General features: G+C 72.3%; 15 protein-coding genes. 6 read left to right on the forward strand and 9 right to left on the reverse strand.

The genetic code is table 11. The annotated features are described in order from the left end of the window. The first annotated feature begins 56 nt into the window (after positions 1-56). The 5 genes from AB0N03_RS07065 (at position 57) to AB0N03_RS07085 (ending at position 6,101) form a co-directional block, all read left to right on the forward strand. A complete protein-coding gene (locus AB0N03_RS07065; RefSeq protein WP_364366635.1) occupies positions 57-2,168 on the forward strand; it encodes a RecQ family ATP-dependent DNA helicase in 2,112 nt (703 codons plus the stop codon). A 111-nt stretch (positions 2,169-2,279) separates the two neighbouring features. Further along, entirely contained in the window at positions 2,280-3,566 is a 1,287-nt protein-coding gene (locus tag AB0N03_RS07070) for an MFS transporter (protein ID WP_364366638.1), read from the forward strand. A 131-nt stretch (positions 3,567-3,697) separates the two neighbouring features. Then, positions 3,698-5,419: an arginine--tRNA ligase gene (gene argS, locus AB0N03_RS07075; RefSeq protein ID WP_364366641.1), complete on the forward strand. Its 1,722-nt coding sequence runs from the start codon at positions 3,698-3,700 to the stop codon at positions 5,417-5,419. Positions 5,420-5,430: 11 nt separating this feature from the next. After that, positions 5,431-5,820 (forward strand): PPOX class F420-dependent oxidoreductase, encoded by a 390-nt coding sequence (locus AB0N03_RS07080; RefSeq protein WP_364366643.1) that lies wholly within the window; start codon positions 5,431-5,433, stop codon positions 5,818-5,820. Next, complete coding sequence (locus tag AB0N03_RS07085; protein WP_364366646.1) at positions 5,817-6,101, forward strand: antibiotic biosynthesis monooxygenase family protein; 285 nt, start codon at positions 5,817-5,819, stop codon at positions 6,099-6,101. The genes AB0N03_RS07080 and AB0N03_RS07085 overlap by 4 nt, the downstream gene beginning before the upstream one ends. A 174-nt stretch (positions 6,102-6,275) precedes the next feature. Here AB0N03_RS07085 and proB read toward each other — a convergent pair whose 3' ends face one another. From proB to AB0N03_RS07110, 5 genes are all read right to left on the reverse strand, one after another. After that, on the reverse strand, positions 6,276-7,385 hold the full coding sequence (gene proB / locus AB0N03_RS07090) for a glutamate 5-kinase (RefSeq protein WP_364366649.1): 1,110 nt from the start codon (positions 7,383-7,385) through the stop codon (positions 6,276-6,278). Beyond that, positions 7,382-8,842, reverse strand: a complete 1,461-nt coding sequence (gene obgE, locus AB0N03_RS07095) for a GTPase ObgE (RefSeq protein ID WP_364366652.1) — start codon at positions 8,840-8,842, stop codon at positions 7,382-7,384. The genes proB and obgE overlap by 4 nt, the downstream gene beginning before the upstream one ends. 156 nt (positions 8,843-8,998) lie before the next feature. Then, complete coding sequence (rpmA, locus tag AB0N03_RS07100) at positions 8,999-9,259, reverse strand: 50S ribosomal protein L27 (RefSeq protein ID WP_364366655.1); 261 nt, start codon at positions 9,257-9,259, stop codon at positions 8,999-9,001. 41 nt (positions 9,260-9,300) lie between these two features. Next, entirely contained in the window at positions 9,301-9,615 is a 315-nt protein-coding gene (gene rplU, locus AB0N03_RS07105; protein WP_003067132.1) for a 50S ribosomal protein L21, read from the reverse strand. A gap of 160 nt (positions 9,616-9,775) precedes the next feature. Further along, entirely contained in the window at positions 9,776-12,817 is a 3,042-nt protein-coding gene (locus AB0N03_RS07110) for a translation initiation factor IF-2 N-terminal domain-containing protein (protein WP_364366658.1), read from the reverse strand. Between the two features lie 548 nt (positions 12,818-13,365). Between AB0N03_RS07110 and AB0N03_RS07115 the strand changes: the two genes are divergently transcribed. Next, entirely contained in the window at positions 13,366-14,781 is a 1,416-nt protein-coding gene (locus AB0N03_RS07115) for a S8 family serine peptidase (RefSeq protein ID WP_364366660.1), read from the forward strand. A gap of 180 nt (positions 14,782-14,961) precedes the next feature. Here AB0N03_RS07115 and AB0N03_RS07120 read toward each other — a convergent pair whose 3' ends face one another. Genes AB0N03_RS07120 through AB0N03_RS07135 form a run of 4 tightly spaced genes read right to left on the reverse strand, consistent with a single transcriptional unit; the run spans position 14,962 to position 20,865 of the window. After that, complete coding sequence (locus AB0N03_RS07120) at positions 14,962-15,792, reverse strand: ABC transporter permease (RefSeq protein ID WP_364366662.1); 831 nt, start codon at positions 15,790-15,792, stop codon at positions 14,962-14,964. After that, the gene (locus tag AB0N03_RS07125) at positions 15,792-16,595 is read right to left on the reverse strand and encodes an ABC transporter permease (protein WP_364366665.1); all 804 of its coding nucleotides are present in this window, start codon (positions 16,593-16,595) and stop codon (positions 15,792-15,794) included. The genes AB0N03_RS07120 and AB0N03_RS07125 overlap by 1 nt, the downstream gene beginning before the upstream one ends. Continuing rightward, positions 16,595-17,539, reverse strand: a complete 945-nt coding sequence (locus AB0N03_RS07130) for an ABC transporter ATP-binding protein (RefSeq protein ID WP_364366668.1) — start codon at positions 17,537-17,539, stop codon at positions 16,595-16,597. The genes AB0N03_RS07125 and AB0N03_RS07130 overlap by 1 nt, the downstream gene beginning before the upstream one ends. Before the next feature lie 41 nt (positions 17,540-17,580). Then, positions 17,581-20,865 carry a phosphodiester glycosidase family protein gene (locus AB0N03_RS07135; RefSeq protein WP_364367157.1) on the reverse strand — a complete coding sequence of 1,095 codons (3,285 nt, stop codon included), beginning with the start codon at positions 20,863-20,865 and terminating at the stop codon, positions 17,581-17,583. Between the last annotated feature and the right edge of the window lie 114 nt (positions 20,866-20,979).

Genomic DNA, 20,979 nt, shown 5'->3' on the forward strand with positions numbered 1-20,979 from the left:
CGTTCGCGACGCCGCCGATTCCCGGTTCGTCGGTGCCATGGGGTAGACGTGGGGACGTGGACACGACCAGCACCACCTCAGCCCTCCGCGACCGCGCCGAGACCCTCCTCCGGGCCCTGGCCGGCGACTCGGCGAAGCTGCGCGAAGACCAGTGGACGGCCATCGAGGCCCTGGTCGCGCAACGGCGTCGCGCGCTGGTCGTGCAGCGCACCGGCTGGGGCAAGTCGGCGGTGTACTTCCTGGCCACGGCCCTGCTGCGCGAACAGGGCAGCGGGCCGACGGTCATCGTCTCGCCCCTGCTGGCCCTGATGCGCAACCAGATCTCGGCGGCGGCCCGCGCCGGGATCCACGCGGCGACCATGAACTCGGCGAACCCGCAGGAGTGGGAGCAGGTCCAGGCGTCGGTCGCGGCCGGCGAGGTGGACGTGCTGCTGGTCAGTCCCGAACGGCTGAACAACCCGGACTTCCGCGACAACGTGCTGCCGAAGCTGACCGCGAGCACCGGGCTGCTGGTGGTCGACGAGGCGCACTGCATCTCGGACTGGGGGCACGACTTCCGGCCGGACTACCGGCGTCTGCGCACGCTGCTGGGCGACCTGCCCGACGGGGTGCCCGTACTGGCGACCACGGCGACGGCGAACGACCGCGTCGTCACCGACGTCGCCGAGCAGCTGGGCCTCGGCACGGGCACCGACACGCTCGTGCTGCGCGGCAGCCTCGACCGGGAGAGCCTGCGGTTGTCGGTGTGCCGGCTGCCGACGTCGCAGGCGCGGCTGGCCTGGCTCGCGGAGCACCTGGCCGAACTGCCCGGGTCGGGGATCATCTACACGCTCACCGTGGCGGCGGCGCACGACGTCGCGTCGCTGCTGAAAGATCGCGGGTACCCGGTGGCGGCCTACACCGGCAAGACCGACCCGGCCGACCGGCAGGCGGCCGAGGACGACCTGCTCGGCAACCGCGTCAAGGCGCTGGTCGCGACGTCCGCGCTGGGCATGGGGTTCGACAAGCCGGACCTCGGGTTCGTCGTGCACCTCGGGGCGCCGTCGTCGCCGATCGCGTACTACCAGCAGGTCGGCCGCGCCGGGCGTGGCGTCGAACGCGCCGAGGTCGTGCTGCTGCCCGGCGAGGAGGACAAGGCGATCTGGGCGTACTTCGGGTCGCTCGCCTTCCCCGACGAACTGCGGGTGACCCAGGTGCTGAACGCACTCGCCTACGCCGACCGTCCCCTTTCGACGGCCGCGCTCGAGCCGTCGGTCGAGCTTTCCCGGTCACGGCTGGAGATGGTGCTCAAGGTCCTGGACGTCGACGGCGCGGTGCGGCGCGTGAAGGGCGGCTGGACGAGCACGGGCGAGGACTGGGAGTACGACCGCGGGCGCTACAAGCGCGTCGCGGAGGCCCGCCAGCGCGAGCAGGACGCGATGCTCGGCTACCTGGCGACCGACGGCTGCCGGATGGAGTACCTGCGGCGCCAGCTCGACGACCCGGAGGCAGCGCCGTGCGGGCGGTGCGACAACTGCACCGGCGAGCACTGGGACACGACGGTGGCCGACGACGTCGCCGAGGCGACCCGGGAACGGGTGCAGCGTCCCGGCGTCGAGGTCGCGCCCCGGAAGCAGTGGCCCACCGGGATGTCCTCTTTGGACGTTCCGGTCTCCGGCCGGATCTCGGCCGACGACCAGTCCGAACCCGGCCAGGTGCTCGGGCGGCTCACCGACGTCGGGTGGGGCAACCGGCTGCGGGAGCTCGTCGGCCCGGGCGCCCAGGACACCGACGTGCCCGACTCGGTGTTCAAGGCCTGCATCCAGGTGCTCGCCGGGTGGCAGTGGGCGGAGCGGCCGGTCGCGGTGGTGGCGGTGCCGTCGTCGACCCGGCCGAAGCTCGTCTACAGCCTGGCGACGCGGCTGGCCGACATCGGCAAGCTGGACTTCCTGGGCGCGCTCGACGCGGACGGGCCGCCGCCGCGTCAGGCGAACAGCGCGCAGCGGCTGGCCGACCTGTGGAAGCGGCTGAGCATGCCGGCCGACCTCGCGGCCACGTTGCCGGGCGGCCCGGTCCTGCTGGTGGACGACGTCATCGACACGGGCTGGACGATGACGCTGGCCGCGCGCCTGCTGCGGCGGGCCGGGGCGCCCGCGGTGCTGCCGTTCGCGCTGGCCAGCACGGCCTGAGGCGGAGACGGGAGCGAAAGGAGGACTCGGAGCCGGACCAGTCGGAACCTTTCGGACCGCGAACGATTGTGGCAAAGTCCCGTTGCACCTTCGGGTGATGTGGAGGCCGCCATGACCGAGTCCACCGTGCGGGCATCCCAGCGGCACCGGCTGCCGGTGCGCAAGCTGTTCGCGGCGAGCGCGGGCAATGCGCTGGAGTGGTTCGACTGGACGATCTACGCGACGTTCAGCATCTACTTCGCCAGTGCGTTCTTCCCGGCCGGGAACGACACGCTCGCGTTGATCAACACATTCGCCACCTACGCGCTCGCGTTCTTCTTCCGCCCGCTCGGCGGAATCCTGCTCGGGCGCTTCGCGGACACGCGCGGCCGCAAGCCCGCCATGATCCTCACCATCCTGCTGATGGCCGGTGGTTCGGTCGCGATCGGGCTGCTGCCGACGTTCGCGCAGGTCGGCTGGCTGGCGCCGATCCTGCTGCTGCTCGCCCGCATCGCGCAGGGACTGTCGCTCGGCGGTGAGGTGTCGAACGCGTCGGCTTACCTGGGCGAGATCGCGCCGCCGGAGCGTCGCGGGCGATACTCGGCGTTCTTCTACATCTCGACCGGGACGGCCGTGCTGATCGCGACTGTCCTCGGGTTCGTCCTGGCCCGCGCGCTGGACAAGGCACAGCTCGCGTCCTGGGGCTGGCGGCTGCCGTTCCTGCTGGGCGGGGTCTTCGGCCTGGTCGGGCTGTGGCTGCGCCGCAGCCTCGCCGAGACCGAACTGTTCGAGCAGACGAAGGTCAAGGCGCGCAAGCTCGAGCGTCCACTGCTGACGACGCTGACGCACCACCCGAAGGCCGTCGGCAGGCTCGTCGGCTTCACGATGCTCTCGACCCTCTGCTACTACACGTTCTTCAGCGCGCTCACCTCCTTCGCGGTGAAGAACCGGCATGCCGACGCGGACGCCGTGTTCCTCGCGCTGTCCGTCGGCACCGCGCTGTTCATCGCCCTGCAGTACCCGATGGGCGCGCTCGCCGACCGGGTCGGGCGGAAGCCGCAGCTGCTCGTCTGGTCGGGGGCGACCGCGGTCGTCGTCGTGCCGCTGTCCACGTTGATCGGCCCCGGCATCGGCGGCCTGCTCGTGGTGTTCTGCGTCGGACTCGGGCTGTACACCGCGATGACGTCGATCGCGCCGGCCATCATGAGCGAGCTGTTCCCCACCGAACTGCGCGGGCTGGGGATCGGCGCCTGGTACAACCTGACCGTCGCGATCTTCGGCGGCACCGCGCCACTGCTCATCACCGTCTTCGGCGCGGTCTCGCCGACGCTCTACTTCTGGTACGTCGCGGCCGGCGCGGCGATCGCGTTCGCCGTCATCCTCACGCTGCCCGAGACCAAGGGCAGCGAGCTGCGGTAAACCCTTCGTCACCGGCCGGTCACGCTCGCTACGCTGTGACATCCGGGGCTCCGCCCCCGCCCGGGGGCTTCGCCACCCGGAGCCCCCTCAAGCGGTTGAGTGCTCCGAGGCCAAACCGAAGGAGGGACACCGTGCAGCACGCCGACGTTACCGAGGAGCTGGCGCGCCGCGTGGCGGCCGCCGCCGGCAAGGCGCTTCAAGTCGAACTGACGCCGGAGCAGGCACTGATCCAGGCGTCGCCGCGCGAAGGCGTCGACTACCAGGGCAACCTCGCGATGAGCCTGGGCAAGCGGCTCGGCCGCCCGCCGCGCGAAGTCGCGGAGCTGATCGCCGGCGCGCTGGAACTCGACGGGATCGCCGATCCGCCGGAAGTCGCCGGGCCGGGTTTCCTGAATTTCCTGCTGCGCAAGGAATGGCTCGAAGACCGCACCGCCGCATTGCTCGGCGATCCGCGTCTCGGCGTGCCCGAAACGACTGAGCCGCGGCGAATCGCGCTGGACTACAGCAGCCCGAACGTCGCGAAGGAAATGCACGTCGGGCACCTGCGCACGACGGTGATCGGCGACACGCTCGCGCGCCTGCTGCGGTTCGCCGGGCACGAAGTGCTGCCGCACAACCACCTCGGCGACTGGGGCACGCCGTTCGGGATGCTCATCGAGCACCTCCTCGACGTCCCGGCCGGCCAACGCGCCATCGCCGACCTCGACGCGTTCTACCGCGAAGCGCGTCAGAAGTTCGACAGCGACGAAACGTTCGCGACCCGGGCACGCGAGCGCGTCGTGCTGCTCCAGGGCGGCGACGAAGAAACCTTGGCCGTCTGGCGCGAGCTCGTCGCCGAATCGACGCGGCACTTCGACGAGGTCTACGCGCTGCTCGGCATCACCTTGACGGGCCAGGACATCTACGGCGAGAGCTTTTACAACCCGTGTCTCGCGGCGGTCGTCGACGACCTCGAGAAGGCCGGCCTGACCGAGGTCAGCGACGGCGCGGTCTGCGTGTTCCCCGACGGGTTCCGCAATCGCGAGGGCGACCGGCTGCCGCTGATCGTCCGCAAGCGCGACGGCGGCTACGGGTACGCCGCGACCGACCTGGCCACCGTCCGGTACTGGACGGCCGAACGCGGCGCGACCGACCTCCTCTACGTCGTCGGGACGCCGCAGGCGCAGCACTTCGCGATGGTGTTCGCCGTCTGCCGCGCCGCCGGCTGGCTCACCGGGCACGCCGAGCACATCGGCTTCGGCACGGTGCTGGGCGCCGACGGCAAGACCATGCGGACCCGCTCCGGTGACACGGTCAAGCTGGCCGACCTGCTCACCGAAGCCGTGACGCAGGCCGCCGCGGTCGTCGCGGAACGCAGTGAGCTCGACGCGGCGGAGCAGGCCGAGGTCGCCCGCGCGGTCGGCGTCGGCGCGGTCAAGTACGCCGACCTGTCCGGCGACCGCGAGCGCGACTACGTCTTCGCCTGGGATCGGATGCTCGCCAAGGAGGGCAACACCTCGGTGTACCTCCAGTACGCGCACGCGCGGACGCGGTCGATCCTCCGGAAGGCGGGCGGCCTGCACGACGGCACCGAGGTGCTCTTGGAGGCGCCGGCGGAACGGGCTCTGGCGTTGAAGCTGCTCAGGTTCGGCGAAGCGCTGAAGGCCGCGACGGACGGCTACGCGCCGCACAAGCTCTGTACGTATCTGTACGAGACGGCGGTCGCGTTTTCCCGGTTCTTCGAGGAATGTCCGGTCCTGAAAGCGCCTTCGCCGTCGCTGCGCGCGTCCCGGCTGAGGTTGACTACGCTGGCGTCGCAAACGCTCGCGCTCGGGCTCTCCCTGCTCGGCATCGAAGCGCCCGACCAGCTCTAGCGGAGTTCACCTTGGAACTGCCCGGCGACCTGCTCGCGCTGCTGCGCGAGCCCAGCCTCTGCTTCCTGTCCACCTTGATGCCGGACGGCTCGCCGCAGCTCACCCAGACCTGGGTGGACACCGACGGCACGCACATCCTCGTCAACACCGTGCGGGGCCACCAGAAGCAGCGCAACATCGAGCGTGACCCGCGGGTGGCGCTCAACGTCGCCGACCGCGACCGGCCGTCGCGCTACTACGCGATCCGCGGGCGCGTGCTGGAGATGACCGAGGACGGCGCGGTCGAGCACATCGAGAAGCTCGCGCAGCGCTACCTCGGCGGCCCGTACCCGTGGTGGGGCGGCCGCGACCAGACGCGGCTGCTGCTGACGATCAAGCCGGATCGGATCAACCCGACGTGATCATCGTCGCCGGCCGGCTCGCGGTCGCTCCCGAAGACCGGGCCGCCTACCTCGAGGGTTGCGCCGAAGCCGTCCGGCTCGCGCGGGAAGCGCCCGGCTGCCTGGAGTACGCGCTGGGTGCCGACTTGCTCGACGCCGGCCGGGTGACCGTGTACGAGCGCTGGGCGTCCGATGAGGACCTCGAGCGCTTCCGCGGGTCCGGGCCGTCGGACGAGCAGGCCGCGCGGATCCTCGACGCGTCGGTGGCGCGCTACCGGATTTCGGCGGTCGAGGCGCCGTGATCAGAGGGGCATCACGCGTGATCGGGGAGGCATCACCTGCGATTGGCGGGGCATCACGGCGATGCCCGCCGGATCACGCGAGATACCCGCTCAATCACGGTTGATGCCCCTCTGATCACGCGAGATGCCCGCTCAATCACGGATGATGCCTGCTGGGTCACGCGCCGGCGGGGGTCAGCGGCGGAGGGGGACCAGGTCGTCGGCGTGGACGACCTCGCGGCGTTGTTCCGCCGGGAGCTCGTGCGTTGACCGGCCGACCAGGTCCGGCAGCTCGGTCGCGTCGAACGCCACCACTCCGCGGGCCACCGCGCGGTCCTTCGCGTCCACCAGGTCGACCACGTCGCCGGCCTGGAACTCGCCCTCCACGCCCGTGATCCCCGCGGCAAGCAGGGACCGGCGGCGGCGGACCACCGCCGTCACCGCGCCGTCGTCGAGACGGAGCTTGCCCGTCGTGTCCGCCGCGTAGCCGAGCCAGAACCGACGGGCCGACAGACGCGTGTCCGCCGGGGCGAACGCCGTTCCCGGGGAGGCCGTCGTCAGGGCCGCCGACGCCTCCGACGCCGACGCCAGCAGCACCGGGATGCCCGCGCCCGCCGCGGTGCGGGCCGCCGCCAGCTTCGACACCATGCCGCCCGTGCCGAGGCCGGAGCTGGACATGCCGACCGAGATTCCGTCCACATCGGACTCCGAGAGGACCTCGGTGAGCTTGCGGGTGGCGCCGTCGCGGGGGTCGCCGTCGTAGAGACCGTCCACATCGGACAGCAGGATCAGCGCGTCCGCGCCGATCAGGTGGGCGACCAGGGCCGCCAGGCGGTCGTTGTCGCCGAAGCGGATCTCTTCCGTGGCCACCGTGTCGTTCTCGTTGACCACCGGGACCGCGCCCAGCGCCAGCAGCCGCGAAAACGTCCGCTGCGCGTTGCGGTAGTGCGACCGGCGGACGACGTCGTCGGACGTCAGCAGGACCTGGCCGACCGTCAGCGAAAACCGGCCGAAGGACTCCGCGTACGCGTGCGCCAGCGCCAGCTGGCCGACGCTCGCCGCCGCCTGCTGGGTGGCGAGGTCCTTCGGCCGCTTGCCGAGGGAAAGCGGGGCCAGGCCGGCCCCGATCGCCCCCGAGGAGACGAGCACGATCTGCGTGTCGGCCGCGACCCGCGCAGCGATGGCGTCGACCAGGGCGTTAAGCCGGACCGGGTCGAGCCCGCTGCCCGCCGTGGTCAGGGCCGAAGAACCGACCTTGACCACCAGCCGGCGGGCGGCCGCGATGGCTTCCCGCGTGCCGCTCACGCGTCGCGGCCCAGGTCGTCGCCTTCCGGCTCGTCCGGGCCGTCGCGCCGGATCCGGCGGGCTTCCTTGCGCTCGGGCGCGCCGATCCGGTCGTGGTTCTCGAGGCGGACGTCCGTGCCGCGCCCGGACAGGTGCATCGCGACGCTCGGCGTCGACGGCTCCCACTCGAACTGGACGTCGCCGATCGTGACCGGGCTGCCCGGCCGCGCGCCGAGCTTCGCCAGCTTGTCCTCGACGCCGAGGCGGTTGAGCCGGTCGGCCAGGTAGCCGACGGCCTCGTCGTTGCCGAAGTTGGTCTGGCGGATCCACCGCTCCGGGCGGACGCCGCGCACGATGAACGCGCCCTCCTCCTCGGGGTCGACCTCGACGGTGAAGCCGGTGTCGTCGACGGCGAGCGGCCGCAGGACGATCTTCTCCGGCTCCAGCACCGGCTGCATTTCGCGGTACTCCTCGACCACCTTGGCGAGGGCGAAGGTCAGCTCCCGCAGGCCCTTGCGCGACGCCGTGGAGATCTCGAACACCGGCAAGCCACGAGCCTCGAACTCCGGCCGGACGAACTCGGCGAGCTCGGCGGCTTCCGGGACGTCGATCTTGTTCAGGACGACCACGCGCGGGCGCTCTTCGAGCTTCCCGCCGAGGCCCGGCGTGTACTTCGAGAGTTCCAGCTCCAGCGCGTCCACATCGGACACCGGGTCGCGGCCGGGCTCCAGCGTCGCGCAGTCGACGACGTGCACCAGCACCGCGCAGCGCTCGATGTGGCGCAGGAAGTCGAGCCCGAGGCCCTTGCCCTCGGACGCGCCGGGGATCAGCCCGGGGACGTCGGCCATCGTGAAGACGGTGTCGCCACCGGTGATCACGCCGAGGTTCGGCACGAGCGTGGTGAACGGGTAGTCGGCGATCTTCGGCTTGGCCGCGGACAGCACCGAGATCAGCGACGACTTGCCCGCGGACGGGAAGCCGAGCAGGCCGACGTCGGCGACCGAACGCAGCTCCAGCACCAGGTTGCGGGCCTCGCCCGGCTCGCCCAGCAGCGCGAAGCCGGGCGCCTTGCGCGCCTTCGACGACAGCGCACGGTTACCGAGGCCGCCGCGGCCGCCCTGGGCCGCGACGAACGTGGTGCCCGGGCCGATCAGGTCGGCGACCATCTCGCCGTCTTCGGTGAAGACGACGGTGCCGGACGGCACCTTCATCACGAGGGTTTCCCCCGCCGCACCTGCGCGGTCGCCGCCCTGGCCGAGCTTGCCGCTGCCGGCCTTGGCGTGCGGGCGGAAGTGGAAGTCGAGCAGGGTGTGCACGTTCGGGTCGACGACCAGCAGGACGTCGCCGCCGTTGCCGCCGTTGCCGCCGTCCGGGCCACCGAGGGGCTTGAACTTCTCGCGGTGCACCGAGGCGCAGCCGTTGCCCCCGTCACCGGCGGTCAGGTGGATGACCGCGCGGTCCACGAACCGGGACGCCATATCAAGCCTCTTTCACGCAAAAACGGTGCGGGCCACGCTGGGTCTGCCAGCGGCCGCACCGTGGGGGTCCGGGGGCTCGGGCCCCCGGGTCAACACATGGAACGGGCGACGTGGTCCGCGTATTCCGCGGACACACGTCGCCCCGAAGATCGCCCGTTACGCCTCGACTGGTACGACGATGTTGATCGTCTTGCGACCACGCTTCTCGCCGAACTTGACCGCACCGGCGGCCAGGGCGAACAGCGTGTCGTCGCCGCCACGGCCGACGTTCACGCCGGGGTGGAACTTGGTGCCACGCTGGCGGATCAAGATCTCGCCGGCGTTGACTTCCTGGCCGCCGAAGCGCTTGACGCCGAGGCGCTGCGCGTTCGAGTCACGACCGTTGCGGGAGCTGGACGCACCCTTCTTGTGAGCCATGGCTCAGCCCTCTTTCTGAAAAAGCAGATCCGGAAAAGTTCTTACAGGGAGATGGCGGTGACCTCGACGCGGGTCAGCTTCTGCCGGTGACCCTGACGCTTGTGGTAGCCCGTCTTGTTCTTGAACTTGTGGATCCGGATCTTCGGACCCTTGGTCTGCTCGACGACCTTGCCGGTGACCGAGACCTTCGCCAGCGCGTCGGCGTCCGTGGTGACATCGCCACCGTCGACGTACAAAACGGCGGGGAGGATGTGCTCGGTGCCCGGCTCGCCTTCGAGCTTCTCGACCTCGACGACGTCGCCGACGGCCACCTTGTACTGCTTGCCGCCGGTCTTGACGATCGCGTACGCCGACACGGAAGTCTCCTGCATTACTCGACAATGGGTGGGGGCCCGCACGATCGGCCCACCTCGGGGAAGTGGTCCGGCACTCGCGCAGCGACCTACTCTGGTGGCAGGCCGTACTACAGGTTACGTGGGGTGCCCCGGTGCGTTACCACCGGGGTCCCCTAGTCGTTCACTGGCTCTGGTCGGACGCGTGCACCGGCGGACCCGCCGGGCGCGACGCGGCCCGGCGCGACCGGCGCCGGGTGGGGCGCGTGGCCGGTTCGGGCACGTTCACCTCGGGCTCGGCGACGGCTTCCGAAGAATCGACAGCCTCCGAAGACGTCACCGGCTCTTCCGCCGGCTCCGGCGCCGAGGTCCGCTCGACCGCCGGCTCCGGCGCCGAGGTCCGCTCGACCGCCGGCTCCTCCTGCGGCACCGGGGTCTCGTCCGCCTCGGTGGTCACCGGGACGTCCGCGACCTCGGTGGCCGGCACCGCGGCGGCCTCCTGACGCGTCTCTTCGGCGGCCTCCGCGGCTTCGGCCGTGTCGGTCACCTCCGGGACGTGCCCGTTGCCGTTCAGCGCACCGTGGTCGTGGTCCTTGGCCGCCTTCGAGGCGTTGGCCATCGCCGCCACCGCCGACGCGACCGACGCGCGCTGCTCCGGCGGCGGAACCGCGTGGACCTCGGCCTTGGCGGCCTCGGCCTGCTCCTTCGCGGCCTCTTCGCCCTTGCCGCGGCCCCGCGACCGGCGGGAGCTCTTCTCCCCGCCGCCGTTGTTGCCGCCGCCGCCGTTGCCGTTCCCGCCCTGGGACGGCGTGCCGCTGCCGGTGCGCTGCACCTCGGTCGAGACGAGCACGCCCCGGCCCTTGCAGTGCTCGCACGGCGTCGAGAACGCCTCCAGCAGGCCCGTGCCGATCTTCTTGCGGGTCATCTGCACCAGGCCGAGCGAGGTGACCTCGGCGACCTGGTGGCGCGTGCGGTCGCGGCCGAGGCACTCGGTCAGGCGGCGCAGCACCAGCTCGCGGTTGGACTCGAGCACCATGTCGATGAAGTCGATCACGATGATGCCGCCGATGTCCCGCAGCCGGAGCTGGCGGACGATCTCCTCCGCCGACTCCAGGTTGTTGCGGGTCACCGTCTCCTCGAGGTTGCCACCCGATCCGGTGAACTTGCCGGTGTTGACGTCGATCACCGTCATCGCCTCGGTGCGGTCGATGACCAGGTAACCGCCGGACGGCAGCCAGACCTTGCGGTCGAGGGCCTTGGTGATCTGCTCGTCGATCCGGTGGTCGGCGAACGCGTCGCCGGTGCCGGTGTAGCGCTTGAGGCGCTCGGCCAGCTCCGGCGCGACGTGGGTGACGTAGCCGTTGATGGTCTCCCAGGAGCGGTTGCCCTGGATCTCCAGCTTGGTGAAGTCCTCGGTGAAGAGGTCACGCACGACCTTGACCAGCAGGTCGGGCTCTTCGTAGAGCATCGTCGGCGCGCCGCCCTTCTTGCCGGAACCGGCGGCGGCCTTCTCCTTGATGACGTCCCACTGGGCCTTCAGGCGATCGACGTCGCGGCCCAGCTCGACCTCGCCGATGCCTTCGGAGGCGGTGCGGATGATGACGCCCGCGTCCTCCGGGACGATCCGCTTGAGGATGTCCTTGAGCCGGCGGCGCTCGTTCTCCGGCAGCTTGCGGGAGATGCCGGTGGCGCCGCCCGCGGGGACGTACACCAGGAAGCGGCCGGGCAGCGAGATCTGCGTGGTCAGCCGGGCGCCCTTGTGCCCGACCGGGTCCTTGGTCACCTGGACCAGCACGGAGTCGCCGGTGGACAGCGCCTGCTCGATCTTGCGGGCCTTGCCCTCGAGCCCGGCGGCGTCCCAGTCGACCTCGCCGGCGTAGAGCACGGCGTTGCGGCCGCGGCCGATGTCGATGAACGCGGCTTCCATGCTCGGCAGCACGTTCTGGACGCGGCCGAGGTAGACGTTGCCGACGATCGAGCCGGAGCCCGACTGCGTCACGAAGTGCTCGACCAGCACGCCGTCCTCGAGCACGGCGATCTGCGTCGAGTCGCCCTTCTCGAGGACGACCATCGCGCGCTCGACCGCTTCGCGGCGGGCGAGGAACTCGGCCTCGGACAGGATCGGGGCGCGGCGGCGACCGGCTTCGCGGCCGTCACGACGGCGCTGGCGCTTCGCCTCCAGGCGGGTCGACCCGCGGACGCTGCGCACCTCGTCGCGCGCCGGGCGCTCGCGCTCGGCCCGTTCGGCCTGCTCGGCCTTGGCCTGGCGGACGTGGGTGACGGTGTTGGGCGGGTCGTCGGTGGTCTCGGCGTCTTCGCCGTCCGAGCCCTTGCGGCGACGGCGGCGGCGACGGCGCTTGCTGCCGCCCTCACCGTCGTCGCTGTCGGAGTCCGACTCGTCGGTGGCGCCTTCCGGCTCCTCGGCGGTGTCGGATTCGTCCTTCGCGGGCTTTTCGTCACCGTTGCGGGAGCGGCGACGCGCGGGCGGCTGCTCCTCGACGTGGCCGTCGTCCTCGTTGTCGTTCTCGTCGCTGCCGTCGGCGCCCTTGCCCCGGCCACGGCCGCGGCGCCCGCGGCGACGGCGACGGCGGCTGTTGGCGTCGTCACCGTCGTCGTCACCGGAGTCGATGGCCGACGTGGTGTCGTCGGCCTCTTCCTCGGCGACCTCCGGCTCGAGCTGCTTCGCCTTCACCGGGGCCGGCGGCTCCGCGAACGGGTCGGCGGGCTTGCGGGCCGGCTTGGTGGCCGCGGGCTCCGGCGGCAGGAAGACCGGCGACGGCGCGGCGAACACCGGCAGGTGCGCGCGGGTCTTCTGCCGCGGACGCGGCTTCTCGGCCTCGGCAGCCGGCACTTCGGGCGCCGGCGGGACGGCGGAGCGGCGGGGCTCCGGCTCGGCCTTCGCCTGCCCGGCCGGGGCCACCTCGACATCGCCACCGGAAGCCGGCGCGACCTCGACGTCACCACCGGAAGCCGGCGCCACCTCGACGTCGCCGCCCGAGAAGGCTTCGGCGACCTTGTGCGCCACGTCCCTGGTCACGCTCGACTGCGCGCTGCGCACGCTTTCGCCCAGCTCGGCGAGCTTGGCGAGGACGTCCCGGCTGTTCTTCGCGAGCAGCTTGGCCAGCGCGTGCACCCGGATCCGGGCGGGCAGCTCGCCCAGCGAACCGCTCGTGGGTGTGGCGGGATTCCCGCCGGTCTGCTCAGCGGGTGTTTCCGCGTTCGACATGTGTCTCCTCCGCCCCCGGGCGCGTCTGCCGGTTCTCACCGGCAGGGACGCGGCCGCGCAGGGGCCCCTTTCTGTTCGTTCCGCCGTGGTGGTCACCAGCGACGGGAATCCTGGCCCGACGACCGGGCGCCGCACCACCGCATCCCGGCGGCGCACAACCCGGTCAAAGGTCTGCTCGGCGTTGTGCGTTGGGACTCGCGGCCCCCGGGCCGCCCGCCACGTCGTCCAGCCGCCCGCCTCGCGGGCGGCGACGCGCGTCGCGGGAGTTCGCGCACTTCACCGGGCCACAACTCCGCAGGCAGCACCTCTCACATGCGCCCCGCGGCCCAGCGGCCACCCCGAGTATCCCACACCGGGTGACCGCACCGGTGTACTCGGTACCTCGCGCAGGCCGCCCGGGCGTGCCGGGCCCCTCCCACCGGCCCACCGGCCGGGGGAACTTGGCCGCAGCGCTTGTCCGCCGGGCACCGGGTGGCTACCGTGCGGCTCGGGGTGACCGGGATCTCGCACGCCGGGCACCCGCGTTCCTGCATCCGGTGGGAGGTCCGGTGTCCCTGCTGGCGCGGCCCCTGCGGGCGGCCGTGTGCACCGTCCTGGTGCTTTCGGGGTGCGTCACCGCCGGTCCGGCGGCGGCCGACGAGCCCGGCTGCGGCCACGGCCGGAGCCTTCGCTACGTCATCACCTTCGACCGCGGCACGGCCGAGTCCGCCGCTCGCGCGCGGATCACCGGCGCGTGCGGCGCCACCACCGTCTACTACCCCCAGATCGCCGTCGCCGTCGCCACCTCGGGCGACCCTTCGTTCGGCGCCCGGGCCGGGCTCGACCGGGCGTTCAGCGCCCAGGCCGAGCGGCTGGCCGCGCAGCGCGCCACCGAGGTCAGGCCGCAGCCTGCGCGGGCGACGCTGCCCGCCACCGACCCGGCTCGCGTTCCCACCGCGGATCTCGGCGACCGGCAGTGGGACATGCGGATGATCAACGCGGGCCGTGTTTCTGCCGGCCGCCCTGACGTGGTCGTCGGCGTCCTCGACTCCGGGATCGACCCCGATCACCCCGACCTGAGCGGCGCCCTCGACCGCGACGACTCCGCCGGCTGCTTGACCGGCGCCCCCGACCGGTCCGAGCCGGCCTGGAAGCCGACGACGTCGGTGCACGGCACGCACGTGGCGGGGATCATCGCGGCGGCCGACGACGGGCGCGGTGTGACGGGTGTGGCGCCCGGGGTCCGCGTGGCGTCGGTGAAGGTGATCGACGACCGCGGCTACGCCGACCCGGAGGCCGCGGTGTGCGGGCTGATGTGGGCGGCGTCACGGCACATGCGGCTGACTAACAGCAGCTTCTTCGTGAACCCGTGGACGCTGTCGTGCATCCGCGGCGACGACCGCGGGGTGGTGCACGAGGCGCTGGCGCGGGCGGTCGAGTACAGCACGTCGGCGGGCACGCTGAACGTCGCGGCGGCGACCAACGAGGCCGTCGACCTGACGCCGTCGGCGCGGTCCGGCTCGCGCGGGGCGGGTTCGGGCTGTGAAGCGCTGCCGGCCGCGCTGCGGGACGTCGTCGCGGTGTCCGCCGTCGGCTCGGACCGGGTGAAGGCGGGCTACAGCTCGTACGGGCTGGGCGTGATCGACGTCACCGCTCCTGGTGGCGAGACGGGCGAGTGCGTGCTTTCGACGGTGCCCGGCGGGTACGCGCCGCTGTGCGGGACGTCGATGGCCGCGCCGCACGTCACCGGGGTGCTGGCGCTGCTGGCGTCCGCGCACCGGGACGCCGGGCCGCGGCAGCTGCGGCGGACGCTGGACGCGCAGGCGATGCCGATGCCGTGCCCGGCCGACTACGACCTCACCGGCGACGGGATCCAGGACGCCTACTGCGCGGGGTACGAGGGGTTCAACGGCTTCTACGGGCACGGGATGGTGGACGCGCTGGCCGCCGTCGCGCCGCGGGGACGGCCCGACCCGGCCCGCTGAGGCGCTCCGGCTCGTGATTCAGGGCGGAACTCGCGTGATCAGGGACCGAACTCGCGTGATTGAGGGCGGAACTCGCGTGACTGGGCGGGCATCTCGCGTGATTGGAGGCGGAACTCGCGCGACTGGGCGGGCATCTCGCGTGATTGGAGGGGCATCACGTGTGCTTGGGGGGTCGACACGTCAAGTCAGGAGGAGTTTGGCGATCCGGCGGGTCGACGCCCAGAGACCCACCGCGCCCAGGACCAGCAGGTAGGCCAGGTTGACCAGCATGCTGCCGGACAGCAGGCCCGTCGCGAGGCCGCGCATCAGCTCGATCGCGTGGTACAGCGGGAGGCAGCGGACCACCCACTGCAGCGGCTCCGGGTACACCGACAGCGGGAAGAACGTCGTCGCGAACAGGAACATCGGCATCAGCCCCAGCGCGATGTAGTCGAACTGGGCCGTCGACTTCAAGAACGTCACCAGCGCCATGCCGATCGCCGAGAAGGCCAGCCCGACCAGCAGCGCCGCCGGGACCATCAGCAACGCCCACCAGGACGCCAGCAGCCCCATCGCCGCCGCGATCGCGAGGAACGCCACCGCGTAGATGCCGCCGCGCGTCATCGCCCAGCCGATCTCGCCGAGCGCCACGTCCAGCGGGCCGATCGGGGTCGCCAGCATCGCGTCGTACAGCTTCGCGTAGCGCAGCTTGAAGAACAGGTTGTACGTCGACTCGAACACCGCGCCGTTCATCGCCGACGTCGCCAGCAGCGCCGGCGCCACGAACGCGACGTAGCCCATCGGGCGGCCGTCCGGGCCGGCCACCTCGGTGACCAGCTTGCCGAACCCCAGCTGGAACGCCATCAGGTACAGGAACGGCTCGGCCGCGCCGGACAGGAACATCGCCCAGCCGTTCCGGGCGACCAGCACCGACCGCTCGACGAGCATCCGCGCGCGGCCCGCGTACAGCGCCGGCGGCAGGATCCGCAGCAGCAGCCCGGCCCGCGCCGGTGGGGCTTGGACGCTCACCATCAGACCACCAGCCTCCGGTAGAAGGCCCGGTGCGCGATCGCCCACCCGGCCGCGAACAACGCCGCGAGCACCGCGAAGTGGCCGAGCATCGCCCAGCCGCCGACTCCCCCGACGCTCACGCCGCGGGCCAGCTGCGTGCCGTGCCACAGCGGGGAAAGCCAGGCCAGCCAGCGGATCGCGCCCGGCAGCTGGGCGATCGGGAAGAACGTGCCGCTGAACAAGGTCATCGGCATCACGATGAAGCGGAAGATCAGGCCGAAGCGCTGGCCCTCGTCGTACGTCCGCGCCGCCAGAGCGGTGATCGGCGTGGCACAAGCGAGCCCGGTGACCGTGCCCACGAGGATCACCGGCAGTACGCCGGGGCCGGTCCAGGCGCCGAAGAACAGCGCGACGAACGCGTAGATCGCGCCCGCCAGGGTCAGCCGCAGGGCCGTCCAGATCAGGTGGCCGCCGAGCACCTGGCCCGGGGACACCGGCGTGGCCGTGACGGCCAGGTAGTCCTTCTGCCACTTGAAGCCGGACAGCACGGGGTAGGTCGAGTCGCCGACGGCCTGCTGCGCGGCACCGGCGGCGAGCAGCGCGGGCGCGATGTACTGCAGGTACGACAGCCCGCCGGTGACCGCGCCCGGCCGCACCTGCGAACCGAAGCCGAGGCCCATCGCGGCGAGGAACAGCACCGGCTGCAGGCCGGTGGAGTACAAAGTGGACAGCCAGTGGCGGCGGTACCAGGTCCAGTACCCCTCGACGCGCAACCAGGCGCCGTGCCACTTGCCGACGACGCGGCCGGTGGGGATCGTCGCCATCAGTCCACCAGCGTCCGGCCGGTCAGGCACAGGAACACGTCTTCCAGGGAACTGCGCCGCACCAGGCTCGACAGCGGCCGTAGCCCGCGCGAGTGGGCGTGTTCCAGGGTGTCCTCGCCGTTGTCGCTGTACAACAGCACCCGGTCCGGCAGCACCTCCACGCGCTCCGCCAGCCCTTCGACCTCCTGCGCCGCCGCCACCTGCCGACCCGACGCGAACCGCAGTTCCACGACCTCCCGCGTCGAGTACCGGCTGATCAGCTCCGCGGGCGAGCCTTCCGCCGCGATCCGTCCGTGGTCCATCACCACCAGCCGGTCGCACAGCTGCTCCGCCTCGTCCATGTAGTGCGTCGTGACGATCAGCGTCGTGCCCTGCTCCTTGAGCCGGAACAGCCGGTCCCACAACAGGTGGCGGGCCTGCGGGTCGAGCCCCGTCGTCGGCTCGTCGAGCAGCAGCAGCTCCGGGTCGTTGACCAGCGAGCGCGCGATCGTCAGCCGGCGTTTCATGCCGCCCGAGAGCGGGTCGACCTTGTCGGCGGCCCGGTCGCCCAGCTGCGCGAACTCCAGCAGCTCGTCCGCCTTGCTCCGCGCGGCCGCCCGCGACAGCCCGAAGTAGCGGCCGTAGATCAGCAGGTTCTCCCGGACGGTCAGCTCGACGTCCAGGTTGTCCTGTTGCGGCACCACGCCGAGGCGCGCGCGGATCCGCGGCCCGGCCACCTCCGGATCCAGCCCCAGCACGCGGAGGTCGCCGTCGGTGCGCGGGGACACGCACGCGATCATCCGCATCGTCGACGACTTCCCGGCACCGTTCGGGCCGAGGAAGCCGAATGCCTCCCCGCGCCGCACCTCGACGTCGATCCCGCGCACGGCCTCGAACTCGCCGAAGCGCTTCACCAGCGCCTTGGCCTGCACCAGCGCCGGTTCCCGGTCCTCCGATTCGTCCACCCCCCGACCATACGAGCGGGCACCGACAAAAACCGAACGGTTTAGCCCCGGACCGTCACGACCAGCGTCCGCGTCACCCCGTTGACCGTCACCGACAGCCGGGCGACGCCCGGGCGCACCGCCGTCAGGACACCGGAAGCCGGGTCGAACGCGACCACGCCCCGGCCGACCGTCCAGTCCGCGCTCACCGGGTACGCCACCGGCACGTCGCGGGTGCCCTGCCGCAGCGTCGCGCGAACCTCGGCGCGGTCGCCGCGCTTCAGCGAGGAAGGCCCGGACAGCGTCAGCGAGTCGACGTTCGGCCGCGTTTCGAAGCGCACCGGCTGCGCGCGGTCGGCCGGGTCGACGCGCAGCAGCGTCCAGCCGACGAACCCGCCGTCGCCGGGCGCGGCCGCGGGCGCCTTGCCGGAGTTGCCGTTGACCAGGTACGGCACGCCGTCCACGCGGGACAGCGAGAACACGCCGGCGTGCGAAGCCACCGAAGCGGCCGGCTTGCCCGACGCCTGCTCGAACCCGGTGAGCCACCGGGTCAGCAGCGTGGCTTCCTTCCGGTCGCCGAGCTGGGAGTTCCCGGTCGGGCTCGGGTCCTTCACCGGGTGGTGCATGGCGACGACGCCGCCGCGGATCGACCGGTCGGAGACAGCGGAGTCGAGCGCCGAGCGCAGCATCCGGACCTGGTCGAACCCGCCCGCCCGCAACGACCCGCGCGAAGAGTCCATGAGCACCAGCCGGATGCCGTGCACGTCGACGACCTGGTGCGTCACACCGAAGGCGGCCTGGAAGTTGGCGAGGCCGTTGCCGCCTTCGGCCTCGTGGTTGCCCGGCACGTAGTACCAGGGCACCTTGCCGTCGAGCTCCTCGGTGATCACCTGACGCGCCAGCACGAAGTCGGGCGCCGTGCCGCGGTCGACGAAGTCGCCGTTGATCAGCACCAGGTCCGGTTTCGCCGCGACGGCTTCACGCAGGGCGCGGCGGGCCTGGGCGACCAGCGGGCCGGCCGGGTCGTCCGCGGTGAACTGCGCGTCGCTGACTACCGCGACGCGCAGGCCGCCGGTGAGCGTGCCGTCGGTGACCAGCGCCGGGTCGTGCGGGGCCGGATCGGCCGGCACGGCCGTCGTCGGCGCCACCTCGAAGGTCAGGTCGTCGAACACCAGGTGACCTTCGTACTGCTGGTCCGGCACGTTCTCGACGGCGTAGAAGCGCGCCAGGCGCTGGCCGTCGGGCAGCCCGGCCGGGATCGCGGCCGTGACGTACCGCCAGCCCGTCCAGTCGACGCTCAGTGACAAGTCCACAATGGACGCGACGTTCGCCGCGTCCCGCAGCTCGGCCCGCAGCCACGCGCCCTTGCCGTCGCCGTTCACCCACAGCCCGATCTTCTGCGTGCCCGTGGGCACCGCGAGCGGAGAAGACGGCGTCACGTACGCGGCGCGCGTGGCGGTCGTGCCGGTGAGCCGGTAGTCCAGCGCGAGGCCGGCGCCGCCGTCCCGGCCGGGCGCCGCGGACAGCGCCGCGCCGACGACCGCCGGGAACACCGTCGCCGTCCAGCCCGCCGGCCCGTCGAGCGGCGACGCGAGCTGCGGCACGGTCCCCACCGACGCGGCCAGGTGCGTGGTGAGACCCGCCGCCGTCGCGGTGACGGTGGAAGCGCCGGACGCGGTCAGCGCGGTCACCTCGTACCCGTCCCCCGACGGCTCGATCCGCACGACGGAGTGGTCGTAGTCGAGCTTGACGTCGTCGGGCTCCAGCCAGGTGCCGTAGCCGTCGGCGTCGTAGCCGTAGACCTCGAACGTGCTCTTGGCGCCCGCACCGGACAAGGCGACCTGCTCGGTGCTCGTGCCGAGCCGGACCGGCTTGCCCAGGACCGAAAGCGCCGTCTTCCCGGACGCGCGGCCGGAGCGCGCGACGACGTCGACGCCGCCCGCGCCGTGGCCGGTGACGACCCCGTGGGTCACGGTGGCCCGGCGGGGGTCGGACGTGCTCCAGCGCGGGTCGGCGACCACCGCGGCGCCGGTCTCGTCGTGGCCGTCGGCGACCAGGTGCCGGGTCAGGCCGGTCAGCACGCGGTTCGCGTCGGCGGTCGCCACGGCCGGCGCCGGGGAGAACGCCGTGAGCTTGCCGCTGCCCGGCACGGTCGCGAAGCCAATCCCGTTGGGCACCAGGCGTTCCCCGCCGTCGGACGGCGCGTTCCGGACGCTCGGCGCGGCCTCGCCTTCGGTGCGCGCCAGGAGCGTCGACGAGCCACCGCCGTCGAGGTTGATCGCGTCGTCGGCGCCGAGGCTCTTCAGGTGCCGCGCCAGCTCCAGCTCGGTCATCCCGCGGCTGTCGGCCTGGCGTCCGTCCACAGTGGCCAGCCACAGGCGCTTGCCGTCGGCGGAGAAGCCGACCGCGGTGCGCGGTGCCATGGCGACGTCGTCGACCGGCTGCACGACGCCGTCGCGGAGCAGGACTTCGTTGCCGCCCACGGCGACCGCGATCTTCCCGGCGTCCGAGCGCGGCGCGTAGGCGACTCCGACGGCGTCGCCCGGTTTGAGCGACGCGAGGGCGTCCGCCCCGGCTTCGCGGGCCAGCAGCAGCGTGGTGCCCGCCGCGATCGGGCCGTCCGCGGGCTGCTCGCGCACGGCGGTGACCACGCCGTCACGCAACTCCACCTCGCGCACCCGGGACGCCCCGGCCACTGAGGTCGCGCGGCCCGAAGCGCCCCACAACGGCGTGTAGACGCCGATCGCGTCGCGGTCGAGGACCGGGCTGTTGAAGTTCGTGGCCCGCACCGCATCGCCGGGGAGCGTCACGGTGGCTTCGAGGAAGACCGAAGCCAGCTGCGCCTTGCCTTCGTCGGTGATCGAGGCCGTGTAGTTGTGGCCGGCCGCGGGCGCGGTCTGCAGCTGCCCGTGGTCGATGCCGACGCCGATCGGCGCGCCGGTGGCGGTGATGTCGAAGAAGTCGCCGTTGACGCCGGCGACCGCGCCGGTCCGCGCGATCTGCCGCGAAAGCGGCGTGCGCGCGGACACCGTGCCGGGGCTCAGATACGTGGGCGTCAGGACCTTGCTGCCCAGGTCGACGGCGAGGGTGTCGCCGCGGATCCAGCCGGCCGGGTCGAACCGGTCGAACTGGGTGAGGTCGAGCCCGGGCGCGACCTCGGTGGTCGCGCTGCCGGTGACGAGCCCGTCGTCGGGATCCGCGGCGGCGAAGGCGGCCGGGCCCTGGCGGTCCGACGACGCGGCGGGCGCGGCCTCGACCGGCGGCGTGCCGAGCGGCGCCCGCAGCGGGTCGGCGTGGGCGGGGACGACGAGGACCGACGCGAACAGCACGAGCGCGCCCGGCAGCACGAAAAGTGACTTCTTCACCAGGTACCCCAGTATCGAGTGAGAGTGAGCCGGACCAGCACAGCGCAGTGGCACGACCGGGGGAAGACTTCCCGGTGAACGCCGCCTGAATGGTCT

This window comes from Amycolatopsis sp. NPDC051061, assembly GCF_040682935.1.
Taxonomy (GTDB): Bacteria; Actinomycetota; Actinomycetes; order Mycobacteriales; family Pseudonocardiaceae; genus Amycolatopsis.